The 18,591-nt window shown below is 33.3% G+C and carries 18 protein-coding genes and 1 pseudogene; 13 read left to right on the top strand and 6 right to left on the bottom strand.

Features of this window, described 5'->3' with window-relative positions:
* Positions 1-290 precede the first annotated feature (290 nt).
* Positions 291-1,073, top strand: coding sequence for an MBL fold metallo-hydrolase (locus tag ABC382_RS09765; RefSeq protein ID WP_274796113.1), 783 nt, complete (start codon positions 291-293; stop codon positions 1,071-1,073).
* 316 nt (positions 1,074-1,389) lie between these two features.
* On the top strand, positions 1,390-1,965 hold the full coding sequence (locus ABC382_RS09760) for a hypothetical protein (RefSeq protein ID WP_274796114.1): 576 nt from the start codon (positions 1,390-1,392) through the stop codon (positions 1,963-1,965).
* A 241-nt stretch (positions 1,966-2,206) separates the two neighbouring features.
* Here the strand turns inward: ABC382_RS09760 and ABC382_RS09755 are convergent, their stop codons facing one another.
* The gene (locus tag ABC382_RS09755; RefSeq protein WP_274796115.1) at positions 2,207-2,671 is read right to left on the bottom strand and encodes a hypothetical protein; all 465 of its coding nucleotides are present in this window, start codon (positions 2,669-2,671) and stop codon (positions 2,207-2,209) included.
* 495 nt (positions 2,672-3,166) lie between these two features.
* The gene (locus tag ABC382_RS09750) at positions 3,167-4,624 is read right to left on the bottom strand and encodes a M1 family metallopeptidase (protein ID WP_322610337.1); all 1,458 of its coding nucleotides are present in this window, start codon (positions 4,622-4,624) and stop codon (positions 3,167-3,169) included.
* Positions 4,625-4,778: 154 nt separating this feature from the next.
* On the opposite strand from ABC382_RS09750, the pseudogene ABC382_RS09745 reads away from it, so the two are divergent.
* The 4 genes and pseudogenes from ABC382_RS09745 to ABC382_RS09730 form a co-directional block, all read left to right on the top strand.
* Positions 4,779-4,898: pseudogene (locus ABC382_RS09745) on the top strand (DUF3221 domain-containing protein); the annotation flags it as partial.
* Positions 4,899-5,194: 296 nt separating this feature from the next.
* On the top strand, positions 5,195-5,689 hold the full coding sequence (locus ABC382_RS09740) for a GNAT family N-acetyltransferase (protein ID WP_322610338.1): 495 nt from the start codon (positions 5,195-5,197) through the stop codon (positions 5,687-5,689).
* Between the two features lie 359 nt (positions 5,690-6,048).
* A complete protein-coding gene (locus ABC382_RS09735) occupies positions 6,049-6,279 on the top strand; it encodes an ArsR/SmtB family transcription factor (protein ID WP_312505318.1) in 231 nt (76 codons plus the stop codon).
* A complete protein-coding gene (locus ABC382_RS09730) occupies positions 6,276-6,773 on the top strand; it encodes an SRPBCC family protein (RefSeq protein ID WP_274796120.1) in 498 nt (165 codons plus the stop codon). The genes ABC382_RS09735 and ABC382_RS09730 overlap by 4 nt, the downstream gene beginning before the upstream one ends.
* Positions 6,774-7,130: 357 nt before the next feature.
* Here the strand turns inward: ABC382_RS09730 and ABC382_RS09725 are convergent, their stop codons facing one another.
* Positions 7,131-7,583 carry an SgcJ/EcaC family oxidoreductase gene (locus tag ABC382_RS09725; protein WP_274796121.1) on the bottom strand — a complete coding sequence of 151 codons (453 nt, stop codon included), beginning with the start codon at positions 7,581-7,583 and terminating at the stop codon, positions 7,131-7,133.
* Between the two features lies 1 nt (position 7,584).
* Positions 7,585-8,172 carry a PadR family transcriptional regulator gene (locus ABC382_RS09720; RefSeq protein ID WP_274796122.1) on the bottom strand — a complete coding sequence of 196 codons (588 nt, stop codon included), beginning with the start codon at positions 8,170-8,172 and terminating at the stop codon, positions 7,585-7,587.
* Between the two features lie 441 nt (positions 8,173-8,613).
* Here ABC382_RS09720 and ABC382_RS09715 point away from each other — a divergent pair, with 441 nt between their 5' ends.
* Both ABC382_RS09715 and ABC382_RS09710 read left to right on the top strand, forming a co-directional pair.
* On the top strand, positions 8,614-9,438 hold the full coding sequence (locus tag ABC382_RS09715) for an AraC family transcriptional regulator (protein WP_274796123.1): 825 nt from the start codon (positions 8,614-8,616) through the stop codon (positions 9,436-9,438).
* A 142-nt stretch (positions 9,439-9,580) separates the two neighbouring features.
* On the top strand, positions 9,581-10,543 hold the full coding sequence (locus tag ABC382_RS09710) for a proline dehydrogenase family protein (RefSeq protein ID WP_312505322.1): 963 nt from the start codon (positions 9,581-9,583) through the stop codon (positions 10,541-10,543).
* A 319-nt stretch (positions 10,544-10,862) separates the two neighbouring features.
* Here the strand turns inward: ABC382_RS09710 and ABC382_RS09705 are convergent, their stop codons facing one another.
* The gene (locus ABC382_RS09705; RefSeq protein WP_312505324.1) at positions 10,863-11,771 is read right to left on the bottom strand and encodes a DMT family transporter; all 909 of its coding nucleotides are present in this window, start codon (positions 11,769-11,771) and stop codon (positions 10,863-10,865) included.
* A gap of 117 nt (positions 11,772-11,888) precedes the next feature.
* On the opposite strand from ABC382_RS09705, the gene ABC382_RS09700 reads away from it, so the two are divergent.
* Entirely contained in the window at positions 11,889-13,298 is a 1,410-nt protein-coding gene (locus ABC382_RS09700) for an aminotransferase-like domain-containing protein (protein ID WP_412926773.1), read from the top strand.
* 416 nt (positions 13,299-13,714) lie between these two features.
* Here the strand turns inward: ABC382_RS09700 and ABC382_RS09695 are convergent, their stop codons facing one another.
* Entirely contained in the window at positions 13,715-15,145 is a 1,431-nt protein-coding gene (locus ABC382_RS09695; RefSeq protein ID WP_322610340.1) for a serine hydrolase domain-containing protein, read from the bottom strand.
* Between the two features lie 377 nt (positions 15,146-15,522).
* On the opposite strand from ABC382_RS09695, the gene ABC382_RS09690 reads away from it, so the two are divergent.
* The 4 genes from ABC382_RS09690 (at position 15,523) to ABC382_RS09675 (ending at position 18,254) form a co-directional block, all read left to right on the top strand.
* On the top strand, positions 15,523-15,852 hold the full coding sequence (locus tag ABC382_RS09690; RefSeq protein ID WP_322610341.1) for a hypothetical protein: 330 nt from the start codon (positions 15,523-15,525) through the stop codon (positions 15,850-15,852).
* A gap of 362 nt (positions 15,853-16,214) precedes the next feature.
* The gene (locus ABC382_RS09685) at positions 16,215-17,162 is read left to right on the top strand and encodes a helix-turn-helix transcriptional regulator (protein ID WP_322610342.1); all 948 of its coding nucleotides are present in this window, start codon (positions 16,215-16,217) and stop codon (positions 17,160-17,162) included.
* A gap of 67 nt (positions 17,163-17,229) precedes the next feature.
* The gene (locus ABC382_RS09680; RefSeq protein WP_322610343.1) at positions 17,230-17,769 is read left to right on the top strand and encodes a DinB family protein; all 540 of its coding nucleotides are present in this window, start codon (positions 17,230-17,232) and stop codon (positions 17,767-17,769) included.
* 11 nt (positions 17,770-17,780) lie between these two features.
* Positions 17,781-18,254, top strand: a complete 474-nt coding sequence (locus ABC382_RS09675; protein ID WP_274796131.1) for an EVE domain-containing protein — start codon at positions 17,781-17,783, stop codon at positions 18,252-18,254.
* Positions 18,255-18,591 lie beyond the last annotated feature (337 nt).

Below are 18,591 nucleotides of genomic sequence, written 5' to 3'. Positions count from 1 at the left end.
AAACAAGGTTTTATAAAGTATACATAAACAAACCTAATAACGTTCCCAAATGAAAGTTAGAGAAGACACAAAAACCCAAAAAATGTTGTTTTAAAAGTAACTATTCGTCTTGGGTTCATTTGCTGGTATATTTTTGCGGAAGAAGGATCACTGGGGATTAAAGATGTAGATTTAGATGAGTTAGAGATTATGCTAAATGAAGGTACTCAGTTTGGGTTGACTAATTTTGCAACAAACGAAGATGTAATGTAGAACAAGTAAGGAATAAACTAATTTTTTGGAGGTAAAGTATGATTAAAGATTTGTGGTTTACTGTGCATCCGATTGATATTAATACATATGCAATTAGTGAATATGGACATTGGGAGAAGGTACATTCATTTTTATTATTAGGTAATCAAAAAGCGATTCTAATTGATACAGGTCTTGGAATTGATAATATAAAGAGAATTACTGACCAATTGACTACTTTACCGATTGAAGTCATCACTACCCATGTCCACACTGATCATATCGGAAGTCACGGCGAATTTGAAAAAATATATGTTCATGAGGGAGATAAAGACTGGTTAGTGAATGGAATAAAAGGCTTATCAATTGAACAAATAAGAAAAGATATTAGTAGAGATATAACATTGCCTACTCCTAATACATTTAATCCTCATACATATCAACCATTTCAAGGGGAACCAACAGGGTTGTTAGGTGATGGCGACGTAATTGAATTGGGTAATAGAAATTTAATAATTTATCATACTCCTGGACATTCTCCAGGTCATATATCCGTTTTTGATGAAACAAACGGTTACTTGTTTACAGGGGATTTACTATATGATGAAACTCCTATATATGCTTTTTATCCTTCAACAAACCCTGTGGATTTAGTCAATTCCTTGGAAAAAGTTTCAGAGATACCAAACGTTTCAATGGTTTACGGTTCACATAATACTTTAGGGCTTGAACCAAAAATATTAGAAGAAGTAAAAATTGCAGTTAAGTTTTTGAGAGAAAATAAACTTACTAAATTCGGTACAGGAATCCATAAATTTAATGGTTTTAGTGTACAGTTTTAACAGTTCTTATTGAACTAAAGCGTAGCGTTTTTCAATAAGTTCTTTAAATTGTTTTTCTGCTAAAAGGAAAAATAGAAAAAAATTTTAGTAATGTCTTTTATAATTATCTTGAAATCGAGTTTTCCATTAAGGGGCGCTTTTCTGAAATAGGAAAGCGTCTTTCTTCATAAGGGCCAGATTGTGGAGGAACGTTTTCAGTAAAATTGGATATTATTGTTGAAATATAGAGTAAGGTAGTGAAGTTTCTCACTAACTAACGAAGCAGGATAGTTAAAGCACATTTAGGGTACGTTACTTCTAAAAAGGAGTAATCTAAATGAAAAATACATTCTTAATTAGTTCGTTTGTGATTATATTTTTGTTCAGTTTTTCTATATTATTAGAAAGTCCTGTTCATTCTCAAACTAACCCTTCAGATAATAATGAATATTTATATCCTGCAAATAAGGAAAAAGTTGTTGATGAAACTGTAGATGAATTTTACCAGGCATTAAGGAACCTAAAGTATCCTATACATCAGGAGGTTTATCAAAGATATAAGCAGAAGCCAAAGCAACAGCAAAGGCATTTGGATACTGTTCTTTTTAAAGAAATGCCTGATGCATCTGTAAATGTTAGAAAAAAATTATTGTTCAATGAGGTAGAAAGATTAAATTATATAACTTTTGATGGAAATATTCTTAGTATCTACCCTTATATAGATATTAACTATCATCAGACCGTTAGTCCTGATAGGCAAGTTTATTTTTTTTATTCCTTTAAAGACACAGAAAAAGAATTTAGAGGTAATTATGCAATTTATGATGTTGAAACAAAAGAAATGGTAGCAGGCGGAAATACTTATATGCCAAAGCTCAATCTTACAAGGAACACTTATGATAAAGAAAGATAAATTTAGGTAAAATAGCAAAATGATTGTGTTCGTTGTTGAACTAACTTTTGATGGAAATTTATTCCTATAGCAGCAAATGTGGTCATTGTTGTACAAAAAGGATAGATACAAGCAGGTATAATTCCTGTTCATCTATCCTTTTCTTAATATCTTATATAATGTGTGACTTTTTAATTGGATATTTAGTTATCGGGCAGTAATTATTCTTGATTTTAATAAAAGAAAAGCGTGAGACCTTTTTTTATTTATTTGGGTTGCGTTCAATAAATTCAATGATTACATCTTTTAAACGATATACTTGTGTGAAGTATAAATGTTCAGGTACGTTATCACGTACAAGCCATTTTCTTAATACATCATGATGGAAAGTTACAAAATACTCCATTAAAACATCCCTGTCAATACCTTGTTCTTTAGCCATATCTGAAATCGAAAGCCCGTCTTTCCAGTACGTATCATATTCTTTTTCAGTTAATTTTAACAACTCATAAATCTCATCATAGTTATACTTAAAGCTGTAACTGTATTCCTTTTTTGTATCTCTATTTTCTTCAACTGAAATCGTTATGTGATCGTATTTTTCTTTATCGTTATTTTCAATTTCAGTTAAAGTACCAAGATTCGTGTCCTCAGCTTTTGCAAAATGTGAAAAAGATAAAAACGATACTATTAGTAAAATAGGTAGATACTTTAATATTCTTTTCATATTTTTACCTCTCTGGTTATTTTTATTTTTCAATAATAATTTTGGGCTTAGGTTTACCTTTATATACATTACATATTGGATTATTGCATTGGTCATTAACCACAAACACAATGCCTTGTTCTAGGTTTAAAAATTGTTTTCTTAGTACTAAATAAGGATCAAGGGATATAACTTTTGTAGAGTATTTCTTTATTCCACAATCGGGCGCATTTCTTTAATAAAGAATAGGCCTTCCTATATTAACGGGCCATTTTCTTGAGTAATACATTTAAAGAAAATCTTTATGGAGCAAAGAAATTTTGAAGATTTTCACTTAAACCAAAAGAGCAGGATAGTTAAAGAACATTTAGGGTACGTTACTTCTAAAAAGAATCTAATTGAGAGAAATAAAAATGACAAAAAAAGGCATCAAGAATGCTCTTCTAGATACCTTTTATCTAAAGTTCACTGCAGCCTTAAAGGGTGCTTTTTTACGTTTCTTTGAAATATTAGTTTTTATTTTTCTAGTTCTAACCAACCCTCAAATAGGGTATCATCTTTTAAATCAAAATAGTATTTTACGAATCTCACAAACTCTTTAGTATCAACTTCTTTATATCTATAAAAAAGATAATAGCTTTTTAAAAATTTTTCAGCTTCTTTAAGCTCTCCATTATCTTTAAATAATTCCCATAACTTTCTGGCAGATTTTCCATAAACATATGAACCCATATTGGATTCATCGTATTGATCAAGAGGTAAATTTACTGGAAGTTCTCGTTTTGGGTCAATTCTGAAAATCGAATTATAAGTTTCATTTTGTTTCGATTTCGAATACATAAATAGACCAGTAGCAAATTCTGCAAAGCCTTCATCTAACCATGCATTTTTATAAGGATCATTGCTAATCATCCCATAAAACCATTGATGAGCAATCTCATGAACTACCATAGTTTTAAGTTGCTTGGAATTGTTAAGACCACTATTATAAATCGAATGAGCTGTTACAATTCCTGGATATTCCATACCCATTCCATCTAATACAATATCTAATTGTTTAAAAGGATAAGGCCCCATAATTTCTTCGAAATAATTTAATGCAGAGGTAGCCTCGTCTACTATTTCTTGATATAGTTCCTCTTTTTTCTCTTCAAATCCAAATACTCTAATAGAAATGCCCTCCTCTTTTTCTACTAGTATTGGATCTTTTAATATAGCTAGAAATATCTCCTTCACATTCTGAATTTCAAGTAAACCTTTGTTCAGACTTGGAAATACTTCGTGGTCGAAGGAAGAAACCAAGGTGTACTCTTTAGGAATGTCATACGTTAATTTGAAATTGCTAAATGTTGTATGATAAGTCTCTCCTCGATCGAGGTACACTTCCTTGTTCCATTTATGGCTTCTATATGTGGCAAGCATTGGATAAAATTGAGCTAAATGAAAATTACTATTATTTTTCGTGAATCTTATGCCCTTTTCAGGAATGGTTAATTCATAGGAAAAATTAACTTTGATTTCTTGATTAGGTTTCAACTTTTCCATAAGCATTATGCTTAATGTATCTTTATCTAGTGAGTAATTTACCTTTTTTCCATCAATCGAAATGTTTTGAATATCAACTTTCGAGGGATGTTCTAGCTCAGATGAAACACTTTTTGTAAACATATTAGGTATAAAGTAAAAAATTAATTGTTCCCAATCATCGTTAGATAGATTTTTGATTAAACAGGTTGATTCAAATCGGAAATTTCCGTTATTATCCATTGTTAGTTTAATGTCATAATCACTGGAATTTCCAGGATTTAATCCTTTTGAAATAAATCCTTCTCTTTTCACTTTTTTAGTAACCGTCGATTCCAAATTATCATCTTGTTTATTTAACTTCCATGCTACGAAAAATACACACATTAAGACTAAAAATATGATTATTATTTTCTTCTTAATAACTTCCCTCTCCAATCTACGTAACAATAAAAATAATTTACTCCACTATATGAATTTACTAAAAAGTTTTTAAATTTATACATATTTTTTGAACTTAATAGTTACTACGTTTCTGTTTGAACCTACAATTACAGGAGAAACTATTTAAAATGATAGATTTTTAGAGGAAAGCACAACGAAAAAATTACCAAATGGGATACCAGATGCGATTTGGTTTTCAACAGATGTTGTTACATCTTTAAAAGTGGGACAAAACGTTACAGTTTGGACAAAGGCAAAAGAACAAAGTTATCCAGAATAAGCGAGGGAGGGATAAAATCGAAATTAATGATGAAAAATGAGGGAGTAAATCAACAATTAGATATTCAACAATCGGGCGCGATTCTGTAATAAGAATCGGCGCTCATTTTCATTAAAGGGCCAATTAATTGAATTACACTTCTAAATTTAAAATGGTATTTTGTATTAATTTTTATGTGAGTTTTTGAAAAAATGTACTTAAGATAATGGGGCAGTTTAGCTTTAGAAGAATAGAGGTTTTGATAATCTTAATGTCGAAAAGAATGTATAACCGCATAAAACAGAAGGAGAGGTACTTTGAAAAAAATTAGGGAAGCAACAAAAGAGGATATGATAGAAGTTTATAAGATGGGCTATGATGTTTGGGGAGATAATCTGCCATATGAAAAATATATAACTATGTGCCAGGCTTCCAATAAGTATAAAAAGGGAAAGTGGTACGTTCTTGAAGCAACAGATACAAAGCAACTATTAAGCTCTCTCATCGTATATGAACTAAATCTTTCAGAAGACCAAATTGTAAAAGGGCTTGGTTCAATCGCTACTCCTTTAAATTTAAGAAAAAAAGGATATGCTTCTTTATTGGTCAAAGAAACGATAAATAAACTAGAGCAGGAAGAAAACTGTAACAACTTTTTCCTTTATAGTGATATTGGGATAGAATTTTACAAAGGATTAGGTTTTATTGTACTACCTAATGATAGTCAAAAATATAACGACAGTGTTTGTATGTATTACTCAAAAGAAAATAAGATCGACTCCATATCACTTGATATTCCAGATTACTTTTAGCGGTCATCCAAAGTAACGGAGGCTTTAGTTAAATAACAATCTTCAACAATCGGACGCTTTTCTGAAATTAAGGAAAGCGTCCTTATTTATGGAAGTGTCCAGATTGTGGAAGATTCAATATTCATATGTTTTTTTGTAAGAGGACAGAATGTAGAAACAGAAAGATTAGAATGTTTAATATTTAACTACATGGTTGAATGTAAATTAAAAGGTTGCTATATTTAACCACATGGTTAACCATAATAAAGATAACTTAAATGTAACTTTTCATGCTTTAGCTGATTCAACAAGAAGTGAAATAGTTCGTATGTTGGCGCAAAAAAGAAAGGACTATTTCTGAATTAGCAGAGCCCTTTGATATGTCTTTGACTAGTATTTCAAAACATATAAAAGTTCTGGAGCGGGCAAAACTTGTTGAAAGGAGTGTAAATGGAAGAATTCATTTATGTCGGTTAAACAAGGAATCATTATCCCAAGCAACGGAATGTTTTATGAAAAGTCCTGGAACAATCGTTTCAATCTTTTGGAAAGTGAATTATTCAAAGCAAAAAATAAAGTACATTAATTTACATAAAGGAGTGAATGTATGAGTGACGTTTCCACAACCACTTTAATAATGATAAGAATTTTTGATGTATCGACTGAAAGAGTTTTTAATGCATGGTTGAACCCAGAAATGATGAGAAAATGGTTTTTTACATTGGAAGGGACGAATAAGATAACACAAAATAATCCGCAAGTTGGTGGTACTTGGGAAATTGTTGACCATCGGGAAGGGAAGGATTACCGTGCGATTGGGGAGTACCTTGAAATTGATCCTCCGAAAAAAATCGTGTTCACTTTTAAAATGCCACAATTCAGCGAATTAGAAGATACGATTATAGTTGAGCTAAAAGAACTTAAACAAGGCTGTGAGATGACATTCAAACAAGTTATTCATGTTCCTCATGAAAAGAATTGGTCAGAATCTGATATAGAAAAAGCCCTTGTCGAATGGCATGACAGTACCGAACATGGCTGGAATTTAATGTTTATGGGACTTAAAGAATTATTGGAGACAGGAAAAATTAGCTATAAAGGCTAGAAACACAATAAATTTATATGAAGAAAAGCGAGTTTACCCCTAAAACTTGAAAAATATTCCTTCAATTATCGGGCGCTTTTCCGAAATTAATCTGCACCACAAATGATAGACACAAATCTAAATTTTGGGTGCAGATTATAGTAAGGAATGCGTCTTCTATAGTTAAAGTATTAAGTAACAATATAGTCCTTTAAAAATAATAAAGTTGTTTAAATATCCTTTTTTAATTAAAAGGGAAGGTTGATTAAAAAAGGATATTTGCTTTTATTTTGTTGAATTCCTAATTTAATCGTAAATTAAAGAAATTAGAGAAGGGAGCGAGATTATTGTGATGATAAAATAAGGTAACCATGAAAATCATTGTACCTTTTTACCTTTTTTCATAAACCATTTGATTAAAAAGTTTGGTTCTTTGATCCGACAATTGTGAAAGGAAGTAATCTTCCATTCCCCATTTTGTTTAACTAATACATTCGTATTAATGGACGCCCTTTTCTCCGAATAATTTTTTTGGCTTGGCATTTTCGTATTTCCTATACAGTGAACTATAGCTAGGTCAGCATTGAGGAAACGAATGCTCGTAATCCGTCCTTGCATTTGCGAACCTTTTAAAACACCATTAAATAAATCTTGATGTGAATTCTCCACTTCTTCCCTGCCTTTTAAATGCTGACCGAAAAAAGTGATATAGTCTACATCTTCTGTAAAGCAATTCGCAAAAGCTCTTCCATCCCCATGACTCCATGCAGAAAACAATTCATTAAACAAAATGTTTATATCTTCTTTATCTTTTTTCCATTCTTGTGTCATTTTAATAATCCTTTCTTTTTTCGTTTTTTATGCTCATCATAATTTGTTCCTTAAGATGAGTTGCCCATTGCTTTTCCAGACTCCACTGCTCTGTATTTAGACGCATCAAACTCTTGATGGCCGAATAAAATGAGGTACCTTGTATGGACTTCACTTGCTCAGGATTTTCGTCAAATTCTAATTGCTGCGACTTGATATGCTCAATTGCTGTTTGGCAATATTTTATATAGTGATTAACCAAATAGATCTGATCTTCTTCGCTTAAGAACTCTAGATAAATCGCCTTTATGTGGAAAATTTTTTGGTAATTCCCAACGTTTTTTTTGGTATCCATCATCAACTCAAAAAAACGATCTTTCCCCTTATTAGTTATTTCGAAAGTACGAGATGGTCGTTCGGTCGGAAAAGGGACGGTGGCTGGATCAGCCTCTTGAATTAGACCAGCTTTTTCTAATTTATTTAACAATGTTGAAAGCGTTCCTCTGCTCACTTGTTCCCATGGGCCAATGGTGTCATTAGATATTTTTGAGATAAGATAAGCATGTAATGGAAATTTCATTAATAGCGAAAGAACAAGAAGTTCATACATCCATGATCAACCTCCTTTTATTAGTTTTATTAAAATGGTTTTTTTAAAACTATATGTTGTTTTTTATTTTTTGTCAATAAAAATCAAAAAAATTCACCTAAAAGACGAATGAGAGGATAATTTCTCTTAAACTTTCTAAGAAGCTCTTCTGCAATATCTCTTGTAAGTAGCTAGGTGGCCCTTAAAAGTATTGAACAGTCTTCCATTATCGATGGAAAGGGCAATTTTATGGATTAAGGTAACTTTTTTGTCTTGAAAGAAATAATTTTTTTAGTTCTTCCAATGAAGAAAGGTGGTATAAAGGAAAACCTTAAATATGAATAAAAAGAATAGTGTGGCAGTTTTTTAATCTGCCTTGCCATTTTTTTAGTCAATATCTTACAAGAGTACCTTAACCATATGTGCTACATTAACTATCAGAAATCAAAAGGGGGTGTTCATATGGGACAAGAAGAAAGAACTGTACGTTTTGATTATGATTTACAAATAGAAGCTTATCGTTTTGAAGGTATCATGCAAAAGTTTCCGAACCACTTCCATGAATATTATGTGATTGGGTTTATAGAGAGTGGACAAAGACGATTGTCTTGTAAGAACGAAGAATATGTAATAGGTACCGGTGATATTATATTTTTTAACCCACTGGATAATCATGCCTGTGAATCAATTGACAACGAAAAATTAGACTATCGCTGCTTGAATATCAAGCCTGAAATCATGCGAAAAGTTACAAAAGAGATTACAGGGCAAGATTATCTTCCTTCCTTTGCTTCTCCTGTTGCCTGTCGTAGTGAAAAAGCTCAATTGTTGCATAATCTTCACCAGATGATTATGGATGAAATAACAGATTTTGAGAAAGAAGAAACTTTCTATTTTCTTATTCAACAACTTATTGAGGAATATAGCGAAGCCATCGAAGATACAGAACCAAGAGCTATTAAACAAGAAATTGAAAATGTTTGTCACTACCTAGAAGTACATTATGCAGAACATATTGCTTTAGATGATTTAGCAAAGATAGCTAATATGAACAAATATTCTTTGTTACGCTCATTTACCCAAATTCGGGGGATTACCCCGTATCGTTACTTACAAACGGTGCGTATTAATGAAGCAAAGAAACGATTGGAACATGGTGTAAAACCACTTGATGCAGCAATAGAGACGGGTTTTGTAGATCAAAGTCATTTTAGTAATTTCTTTATGGGGTTTATTGGATTAACACCCGGACAATATAGGGATATTTTTATTCAGAATGAAAAATGATCTACTTTAATAAATTCCCCACAGTAATTACCGTTTTCATTTGAGATTCAACTTTAATGTAGGAATTTGATTTTCGCGTATAAAAAGTCATCGTCGTAAAACGTAAACCCAAATAAGATAAAAATTAGGATGTGATTATTTTATGCTTAATGAAGAAAGACGTTTTTCCAAAGCTCTCAAATCGATTGCTAGAGATCAAGAACTAAAAGCCTATTTTCAAAATTCAAAAGAACTTTTTCCGATTTTTATTAAAGGTGCTAACCGATTTGTGGCTGGAGAAACACGTACGGAAGGGATAGAGCGTGTTATAAATCTATATAACAAAGGGTATCGGGTTTCATTAGAATTTATTGGCGAAAATACAACATCCCTAGAAGAATGTATGCTTGCCAAAAATGAATTCAAAGAATTAATAAAAGATCTTGGGTATAATCAAATGAAGGCTACCGTATCATTTGATCTTTCTCATATCGGAATGATGATTTCTGATGAAGTAGCATTTACCAATTTAGAAGAATTAGCAAAAGAAGCACAACAGCATAATATTCAACTAATGATAAGTATGGAAGAATCACAAAAAACGGATAAAATTCTATCATTATATAAAAGAATATCAAAATCATTCTCAAATGTTGGGATAACATTACAAGTTCATTTGAAGCGTTCTTCTATTGACCTAAATGGACTATTGAAAACCTCAGGTAGAATACGTTTAGTAAAGGGGGCTTATCAAGAGTCTGAAGGTATATATATTCCAAGAACCGAAGAGTTAAATAAACGGTATATAGAATTTGTATCTATGTGTATAGATAGTAATCATCCATTATCTGTTGCTACACATGATGAAAATATATTGATGGACTTAAAAGAAAAAGGATTTCTTTATAATTCGAATGTTGAAGTAGAGATGTTAGATGGGGTTCGACCTGACCTATTAAGATCTTTAAAGGAGGATAATATTCAGACTAAAGTTTATGTAACATATGGTAGTGAATGGTATTTATATGTAGTTCATCGTATTGCTGAATATCCTCCGAATATTTATACTTTTATTTCAGATATGATTGAACAAAGTACCAATAGAGATAAAATAAATACATACTAAATAATGAAATTTCTATAGTTTCGTTAAAATTTTGTATCTTCAACAAACGGGCGCTTTTCTCGAAAAAGGAAAGCGTCTTTCTTGTAAAGGGCCAGATTATTGATTAACATTTTCATTGGATATTATTGTTGAAATATAGAGCAAAATAAAGATTCACTCCATTTTGATCAATCTTTTTTCAAAATGGAGTCTTTTTATTTACTGATAAAGTTTTTTTATCAATCGAAGAATTAAAAATGACAACATGTATAAAGTGCTACTGCTCTCATACTTGTTGTCATCAATCTAAAGTGAACCAAAACAATTTAATTATTGATCACTAGTTTAAACTTTGAGAATTATTTTCTTTAATCATTTCTTCTTTTTTTATGTTTGCAATAAATACACCTAATAAAGTAATTAAGCCCCCAGTTATTGCAGAAAATTGTGGAACTTCACCAAGCCAGATCCATGCGATAAGAAATGCAAAAACAGAGGTTAAATAAAGTGTACTTGTTGCTTCAGCTGCTCCAGTTCGTGAGGTAACATAAGCTAGAGTAAAATAAGGAATGATTGTTGGAAAGATTCCAAGATACAAAATGACTAATGTTGTATTTAACGGGGCATCCATAATTGCTTCACTTAGACCAGGTGAGAAAAGTAGCATAAAAAATGTACCTGACCAAATTGCGTACATCGTAAAGGGAAAAGCCCCATACTTTTTTAGATATCGATGTTGAAAAACAAAATAAATACTTTCTGAAAGGGATGCTATTAAAACGATCATAACCCCAGAATTAAGTGAAAAACTTTCATTTGAATCTCCAACAGAAATAAATGCTACACCACAAAGACCAATAAGTGAACCAAGCCATCCCCATAATCCAAGCTTCTCACGATAAAAGAATACAGCTAACAAAGCAGTGAATATCGGAGTTGTTGAAACAAGTAAACTCGCAATCCCAGCACTAATTGTTTGCTCTCCATAATTTAGGGCTACTTGATACACGGTGAAACCTGAAAAGCCAAGTAATAAAATAATAGGGATATCTTTTAACTCAGGCAAAGGGGTTTTTGTAATAATTGCAATGATGATTAAGACAAATGAGCCTACTAATAACCGCAATAATGAAATATGTTCAGGCGAATAGGCTGACAATGCAACTCGTATTCCTGGAAAAGCTGATGCCCATAAAATGATTGTTATGAAATGAGCAGAAATAATCTTAAAATCAAGTGTTTTAAACATGAATACACCTCTTCTCCAACCAATTAAATTTATAATTTCAATATTAATAGGTTTTTGCTAAAACTTCTCCAACCGGTTAAAATGAAAAAAACCAACCAGTCAGAAGAGGAATTACTAATGAAAAAACCAAAATATCAATTGATTATTGATTTTATAAAAGAAAAAATTGCTAAAGAGGAGTGGGCGATTGGAAGTCCCATACCAAGTCAACGTAATTTGGCAAAACAGTTTGAGGTTAATCGTAGTACAGTCATAACGGCGTTAGAGGAGCTGATGGCAGAAGGGCTACTAGAAGGTAAAGCTGGGAAGGAAACAGTCGTCACCAATAATACTTGGACTTTGATGGGGGCAAAATACTCGACTAACTGGAATGAAAACGTCACTTTAGGCATTCATAAACCCAGTGTATCTATGGTGCAGGAAATTAATCAGGCTGAATCGGATACGAATCTCATTCAATTGAGTAAGGGGGAGCTATCACCAGAAATGTTCCCTTTAGAAGAGATGAAATTCATCGTTCAAAAAATATCAAATCAATTGACCTCGTTTGGCTATGAAGAGCCGAAAGGTAATTTAAAATTACGCCAAGCCATTAGTGACTATTTAAAGGTAAGGGGTATCGAAGCATCACCTTCGTCCATTCTCGTAGTTTCAGGTGCGCTCCAAGCTTTACATTTAATTTCAATTGGATTACTAAAAAGAGGTTCTACGGTATTGCTAGAGATGCCGTCCTATCTTTACTCGTTGACTGTTTTTGAGTCTGCGGGGATGGAGTTGCAAGGGTTAGCGATGGACAAGGAGGGGCTAATCATCGATTCAATTTATTTGACAAAGGAAAAAGGAAAAAATATTTTATATACGATTCCAACCTTTCATAATCCTACAGGCGCCTTAATGCAAGAAAAGAGACGAGAGAAATTAATTGCCTATTGTGAAAGAGAGCAGCTGCCAGTTATAGAAGATGATGTGTACCACGATTTATGGATTGATAACCCACCACCTAAACCACTAAAAGCAATGGACCTTTATGGAAATGTATTATATGTTGGGAGTTTATCAAAAACCCTTAGTCCAGGATTACGAATTGGCTGGATAGTTGGCTCGGAGTCAGTTATTAATCGATTAGCGGATTTAAAAATGCAATCCGATTATGGATCAAGTACTCTTTCCCAGCTCGTTGCCGCAGAGTGGTTATCTAGTAATTTCTATGATAGTCATCTTGATAAAGTAAGAGAACAACTTAGGGTTCGTAGAAAAGTTGCTTTAGATGCACTGGATAAATATTTGAGTCCTTATGCTACGTGGGACATCCCAAAAGGTGGTTTGTTCATATGGGTAAAAATAAAACCTGAATTCAAAGTAAAAAGGCTATTTGAAAAAGCATTTTCCAATAATATTCTTCTAAATCCTGGTAGTATTTATGCAGAAAAGACTGGACAGTTTATACGAATCTCTTATGGGTATGCTTCACTCGATGAAATAAAGGTAGGCATATTCAAATTAAGCGAAATAATAAAAATTAAATAGATATAATGCTATAATTCTTTAGTGAATTAAAGCGGTTTCTGAATTTGAAATAAAAACAAATTATAAAATATTAGACAATTAAAATATTTTAGGTTAAAAAACAGCGTAATGCATTTTATCAATTCACATCTAGGTGTTTTTTCTTTAGTTAGTTTCTTTATAGAAATTTGGAGAGTTGAATTTTTTTGTAACAATAAAGTTGTTAAGTTTACAATAAAGTCATAAAAGAATAGTAAAACTATTTATTTAATTATCGGGCGCATTTCTTTAATAAGGAATGTGTCTTTGGGTTTGACTGGGAAAAATGTCGATGATTTTAAAATAGACACCGAAGTGTCTTATGTTTTTCAAATAAGCATACCGATAAATTCTAATTTAGTTACTTAATATTATGTTTATCTTGGGAGCGAGGTATTTTATCGGTGAGTGTATACAAACCATGTAATGCTTGCTGTTAATAATGCTGACGAAATCATAGCTGTAAGAACACTGTATGTTTGCCAAATAAGTATCGTGGACCAATCGATAGCACAGCACAGTATACCAAGGGAAATCGTAGCGATCAGGAAAATAACTGTTACAATTATTCTCTTTTTTGTCATTGGCCGGCGCTCATTCGTTTTCCTTCTGCGTAATCCTAAGAGAAATAGCAGAACGGCCAATAAGCAAAGAATAATAGTGATAGACGACAAAACGATATCCAAAAGCTGTGTGCCGCTTATTTCATATGACTGAGTTAGATTGCCGTCTATTATATCTTTCACTTTTAGGACCAAGTTTATATTGGTATTTGCGCCGTTGCTCAACAAACAGACGCCTATTCGTTCATTTAGCAGTATGGCTACTTCGGTTCTGAAATTTGGGTTGCCGCCAGTGTGTTCTATAATCGTTTGGTCAGCGTTTACCGACCAGCCTGCCGCATAATACATATCGTTGACAGCCGAAACAGACATATCACCCTTATGTGATTTTTCGATAACCGTGTAAAATATTTCGGGTATGTCCTGCACAATACCCATCTGTATGCCCATCCAACGCGCCATATCTTTTGTATTAGAAATGATGTAGCCTGCGGGCTTATTCCCAGCATAATCCGGAGCTTTAAATGGAGTTGTCATAAAAAAGGAAGAACGATAGCCCTGTGCCAACTGTCCAGTAGCTTCAGCATCTTCTTTATAAACATACGTATGGTGTAGACCTAACGGCTGAAATACCTGTTCCCTCATAAAGTCTTCATAACTTTGTCGCGATACAATCTCAATAACCAAACCCAACACGTCATAATTAACGGTTCCATAGTTATACTGTTCACCGGGAGGGAATGCCAATTCAGTATCTACGAGCATTTCCACAGTCTTTTGCAACATATCCGGTGTATTACCTTGTGGGATACTTTGAACCTTATGCCTAATATTTGTTAGACCACTGGTATGGTGAAGAAAGTTATTTAGTGTAAGGCTTTGCATATCAACAGGTTTCCCTTGATACTTTAACGTAAACCAAGGTAAATATTTTTGGACAGGGTCAGTCATTGAGAGCTGCCCTTGCTCTTCTAACAGCATAATACCCATACCAGTAAAAGCTTTACTTACCGAGGCTAACTCATAGAGTGTATTTTCACTTGCAGACAACCCCTTTTCACGGTCAGCATACCCTGAAGAAAAGTAGAACACTTCATCATCAGCAAGTATTGAGATTGACATTCCCGGCACACCTGATATACGAGTGGCATCTTCTAGCAACGCTTGTATTGCCGCAGATTTCGAATCTGACAACGCATAACTTTGTGTTGAGAATCCTGAGAATAATATAAATATCGATAATACAAAAACTATAATCTTTTTCATAAACTCTCCTTTTTTGAAAAATTATAAGAGAATAATATAAATAATCTACTTTTACAACTAACTAAATTCAATTTATCTTTCTATTCACCTATATAATATCAAGTAATTGTAAAGAGTTACACTTAACGAACAGATGTGTTAGTACAATAAGAAAAACGATTTCAACAATCGGGCACGTTTCTTGTGTAGAATTGTGGCTTTTATATTATTTGAGCTATTTAGTTGAGAAGAAAATAAATATTATCAACAAAGTGAACTCAATAGAACAAAGAATAATTTATAAAGGACTGATCTTAATAAGTATAATTTCACTAATCAAACCATTAAGAAAGTATGAGGATTATGTTTATAGAGCAAATGCCTATGAGCTTTTATTCATGAGAAAAAAGGCAATCCGGATATTAAATTTGTCTACCAAACAACCAAATTTCAGCAAAGAAGAGAAATCAAGTGGTTTTATTTATTTAGGGATATTATATTCAAAAACAAAAGAATTTAATTTAGCTTCGGATTGCTTCCATCAAGGGCTTGAACTAATGGTGTATGTGAATTTTAATTACCATGAAAACTTTAAGAAAGCCATTGAAACATTTATTAAAAGTGAGGATTTTGAAAGGGCAAATTTTTGGTTAAACAATCTAATTCAACGACAAAGTTATGATAATAAATTCAAGAAACTTGGTGAATTAGAAAAGAAAGTAAAGTGATCTTTATTCAACAATCGGGCGCGATTATTAGGAAAGCGTCCTTTAAAGGGACATTAATGGAATACATCTTTATAGAAAAGAGTGTTGGATAATCATGTTAAAATTTAAGTTGTACAGTGTTAAGGGTGAATACGTGTTGTTAACGGGAAAATCTAGTTGAACGGTGTTTAAAAACTCTTAATGGAAGCAACTCTTATTAATTGTTCTAAAAAGAGGTTGTGCTATGATTCTAAGCAAACTTTGGCATCATTATGAGGCATACAAACGTATCCAAGGGTATAGGCCAAATACATTGTGAAGCGGATTCTCTTCAACTATTGGGCAAGTACCGTGAAAGAATGCAGAAATGGTGGAGGAAAAAAATGAACAAAACTGAGAGGCAGCTTGCAATCACGCTTGAATTACAGCGAAGCAAAACACTGAGAGCAGAAGATTTAGCTTCTCAATTTGAGACAAGTGTGCGTACGATATATAGGGATATTCAAGCATTAAGTGAGGCTGGGGTTCCAATTTTAGGCGCCCCTGGACTGGGTTACTCCTTAATTGAAGGATATTTTCTACCCCCGGTTAGGTTCACAGCAGAAGAGGCCGTCTCCCTGCTCATGGGAGCTGATTTTATCGAGCAAAGGTTGGATACAGATTATGGTATTTATGCAAAGTCCGCTAAACGCAAAATCGAGGCTACTTTGTCGGAGTCAGTTCGTAACGAGTCAAGGCTTGTTCGGGAAACAATGCGACTCCTTCATATAGGTGAGCAATCAACTGAAGCGCGGGTAAAAACGTATCTTAATCAAGTTCGCGATGCCATTTTGAAACAGTGCAAAATCAGTTTTATGTATATTAAAAAAATGCCAGGAACAGATGGGAATCGGAAAAATAAACGTGTGGTCTCTCCATATGGATTAACACTTGTCCATGAAAATTGGGTTTTACTAGCATACTGTGATATGAGGCAGGAAATGCGTCATTTTCGCTTGTCCCGGATGACCGAACTTTCTATGTTGGAAGAACAATTTCTTCTACCAAATGATTTTGACCTAAGTAGCTATCGGCCACCTGACAATCGAGACGAAAGTATAATAATTAGGGCAAACCCCGAAATTGCCGACAAAATCATAGAGGCAGTTAATTTTTATATTGAATCCATTGAGGAGCGGAAGGAGGATGTAATCTTTCAATTTCGTGTTCGGTATCCAGAGGAAATATTACATCATTTACTTGGCTGGGGCGGAGATATCGAGGTGATTGAACCGAAATCTTTACGCTTCAAGATTCGGGAAGTAGCGAAAAAAATTTTAGAACACTACTGACAAACACCTGTCAGTAGTGTTCTTTTATACTGTGATTATACCAAGATGAAGAGGAGCTGCTTGAAGGATGAAAAGTACAAAGGAAGTATTGAAGTCATTTGAACTTACAGTAGAAAGATATTTGGCAGAACTAACAAAACTTAATATGGATAAATTACATAGAAAGCTGAACGAAGAAGATTGGTCCATTGGACAGATGTATGTACATTTAATTCAATCTGCTTTCATGCATCTACATAATGTCGAGCAATGTTTAGTTGGCAGTGAATCGACATTGAACCCAGCGAAGGAAAAAACTGAGCAAGGTAAGATTGTATTTAAACTAGAACAATTTCCTGCTGTTCGTATTAAGGTCCCTGCTTCGCCGAATTATACTCCGCAATCACCAGAGAGCATGGAGCATTTGGTAGAAGGACTTCACAGTGTAGTGGAAAGGATGAGGAATACAGAGTCAGTTCTACATCAATCGCCTGAAAGTAACAAGATACTTCATCCGGCGTTCGGTGCATTAAACGCGCAGGAATGGTTTTTGTTAATTGAAATGCATTACAGACATCATTTTTTACAACTGGATCGGTTGAAAACGAGTTTAGCATTTGAAGAGTAGGGGGATTCGTCATGTCGACTATAACTAGTCAGAAAAGCAGATATTGGATTGGCGTTGTATCCGCTTCTCATGTGAATTTAGCCAAAGAAGGTGGGTTTGCACAGTTGTGTCACGGTAAGGCATCACCTTTGCGTAAAATGTCTCCAGGTGATTGGCTGATATACTATTCTCCTCGCACAGACATGTCCAAAGGAAAGCCAGTTCAAGCATTTACTGCTATTGGTCAGGTTACGGACAACGGAACTTACAAACATCAAGTGTCGGAGTCGTTTGTGCCATTTCGCAGAGATATTCGATATATTCCTTGTCGAGAAGTTAAGATTGCATTGTTGTTAAACCAGCTCACTTTTACGAGTGGAAATCGCAATTGGGGGTTTACATTCCGTCGAGGTCATTTTGAAATTGGAGCGGAAGATTTTATGACAATCGTTACCTCGATGTTAGATGGTGAGGAACAGGCTTTATCCGAGATCTTAAAACACTGATTACAATTTGTGAACAGTTTCACTTAAACTATAGAGTGATTTAGTTAGATAACAAGCTTGAACAATCGGGCGCATTCTTTCCTAAGAATGTGCCCATTTGTATTGTAGGGCCATTTTCTTGAATAACATATTTAAAGAAAAGCGTTATAGGCAAAGAAATTGTGAAGATTTTCACTTAAACCAACTGAGCAGGATGTTAAAGGGTACGCTACTTCTAAAAAGAGTAATCTAAATGAGAGAAATAAAAATGACAAAAAAAGGTATAAAGAATGCTCTTCTAGATACCTTTTATCTAAAGTTCAAGGTAGCCTTAAAGGGTGCTTTTTTGCTTCTCTTT

Origin of the sequence: Lysinibacillus phoenicis, assembly GCF_047238325.1 — a bacterium.
GTDB classification, from domain to species: Bacteria; Bacillota; Bacilli; order Bacillales_A; family Planococcaceae; genus Lysinibacillus; species Lysinibacillus irui.
This window is presented reverse-complemented; position numbering and strand designations above follow the sequence as displayed.